Source organism: Rubripirellula obstinata, from assembly GCF_001642955.1.
Classification (GTDB): Bacteria; Planctomycetota; Planctomycetia; order Pirellulales; family Pirellulaceae; genus Rubripirellula; species Rubripirellula obstinata.
Window position 1 is genome coordinate 1 of the sequence record NZ_LWSK01000247.1, and the last position, 2,307, is coordinate 2,307.

Sequence of the window (2,307 nt, forward strand, 5' to 3'; positions counted from 1 at the left end):
TCGACACGTAGCCGAAGTCGCCAGACTTTGGACGGGGCGTCCAAAAATCCAAACCCTCCTCCAATAGGTGCCACCCACCCATCGCGCGTCGGCGATTCGCTAGCAATATCGCAAAATAGGTGGGTGGCACCTATTAGGGCGTTTGCCGCCAGCTTTCCGAAACCGCGGAGCGGTGGCAGGTGCTAGCCCGGATTATGCACCCGTTTATCGGTTGCCCCTATAGCGCAAAAGCCTCAGCCCTGCTATGTATTGGAGTTACGACACTTCATACACGACAAGCCCGAGGCTTCTGCAATGGCACAGCGTAAACGAAAACGCCCCGTTTTGAAACGGCTCCGACGACAAGCGGTCGATTTTGATTTCGACGGCGGAACGCTGACCACCGATGGTGGCTTGCTGCTTCTGCGAGAGGTCGACCGAAGACTCGATTTGATTCGACGGCTCGATCAAGCCATCCCCGATCCTCGCGATCCGCTTCACACGGTCCACCCTCAAGCCGAACTGCTCACCTCCCGCATCTTTGCCATCGCCGCAGGTTACGAAGATGGCAACGACCACGACGCGCTGCGACACGACCCGGCGTTTCAAGTCGCTGCCGGGCGGGTTCCCGCGGAACACAATTACGACGGCGATCACTCCCCGCTGGCCAGCCCCTCAACGCACTCCCGATTAGAGAACAGGATCGACACCAAGACAATCTTGCGGTTGAACGAGCTCCTTGTGGACCTGTTTCTGGAAAGCTATGAGCAACCGCCCGAAGAAATCATCTTGGACTACGATGCCACCGACGACACGATCCACGGAAATCAAGAGCAACGGCATTTCAACGGCTTTTATGATGGCTACTGCTTTCTTCCCCTGTATGTTTTCTGTGACGACCACCTGTTGGTTTCGCACCTTCGCCCCAGCAAAGTCGGGGCCGCCCATCATGCTCGGCCGATTACCAAATTGCTGATCCAGAAGATCCGCTCCCGCTGGCCCGATGTGAAAATCATCATTCGCGGCGACAGCGGATTTGCCATCGAACGCTTGATGCGTTGGTGTGATAAAAACGATGTCGGATACGTCTTTGGCTTGCAGCACAACAACGTTTTAGACAAGCAAATCGCTTGCGAAATGACGCAAGCCCAGATTCGCCACGGACTCTATGGGGGCACGCAGTCCGTCTTCAAGTGGTTTCGCTACCGCACACAAAAATCTTGGGATTGCAGTCGCTGGGTCGTGGGTAAGGCGGAATATAGCAGCCAGGGCACCAACCCGCGTTTCGTGGTCACGAATCTCCCCAGTGAGGAAGGCATCGTTGATCCGACTTATCGTCGCGTTACTATCGACGGCAAGCGGGTGCGGCAGTTGCAGGATGCGGGAACGCTTTGCTCGGTGGCTATTAATCCGGAAGAGTTCTACCGCACACGCTACTGCCCGCGCGGCGAGATGGAGAACCGGATCAAGGAGACACAATTGGGGCTGTTTGCCGACCGCACCAGTTGTAGCAGGTTCGTGGCCAACCAGTTCCGCTTGATGCTTTCGTCCTTTGCATACGTGTTGCTCGATGGCGTGCGTCGCCTGGGACTTTCTGACACGAAGGCAGCACGCCTGCGCGTCGATACCATCCGTCTGCGGCTTCTCAAGATCGCCGCTCGCGTTCGGGTGACCAGCCGCCGTGTGGTCTTTCACATGGCGAGCCATTGTCCCTCCGAAGCTCTGTACGAGCACGTCATGCAGCGTCTGTGCCGCAGCGATTAACGCCTCCCCAACTCCCCGCGAGGCGACACTCAGAGCGAGCGACATCGATTTGGGGAGGGGGAGCTTCTGCGCTGACCGCCGGCCCAAGCCCCTCAAAACGCCTCCCACCCCGTCGCAGGAAGTAGCGAGCCCAACTGCCCGCGTCAACAACGGGCGGATGCATAATCCGGGCTAGGTGGTGTAGGAGGGGTCCGCAGCAATGCGGCCCCTATCCCGATCGCTTGGTTCCGTCCTACCTTTTCGCTTACACAACCAAACGCTTCGTCGTGACTTTGAAGTGTAGCCGATAAGCCGCGCCGAATCAAAATCAGTCATGAATCGAACGATCGGACAATCGGGATTGCCATCCGAACAATTGAACGACGAATCAATGATGCCGTTTCGGTGAGCGTTGATTGCCGACAAGTGCAATGAACAAATATGGAATGTGCGAACAACAACGTCTTGCGCAAGGGTAAAGCCAGGCTGATCAAGCAGATGGTGAAAGTAGTCGAGCTTCCATTCGTTTTCGTAATCGTCGGCATCTTCAATGGGAAGTTCATCGTCAACGAAGGGAATCGTATG

The 2,307-nt window shown here is 56.4% G+C and carries 2 protein-coding genes; one reads left to right on the forward strand and one right to left on the reverse strand.

Going from position 1 to position 2,307, the window contains the following annotated elements:
- The first annotated feature begins 294 nt into the window (after positions 1–294).
- On the forward strand, positions 295–1,743 hold the full coding sequence (locus tag RC85_RS25430) for an IS1380 family transposase (RefSeq protein WP_068130672.1): 1,449 nt from the start codon (positions 295–297) through the stop codon (positions 1,741–1,743).
- A 171-nt stretch (positions 1,744–1,914) separates the two neighbouring features.
- Here the strand turns inward: RC85_RS25430 and RC85_RS28035 are convergent.
- Positions 1,915–2,307: hypothetical protein (locus RC85_RS28035; protein ID WP_162273298.1), on the reverse strand; the 393-nt coding region annotated here is incomplete at its 5' end.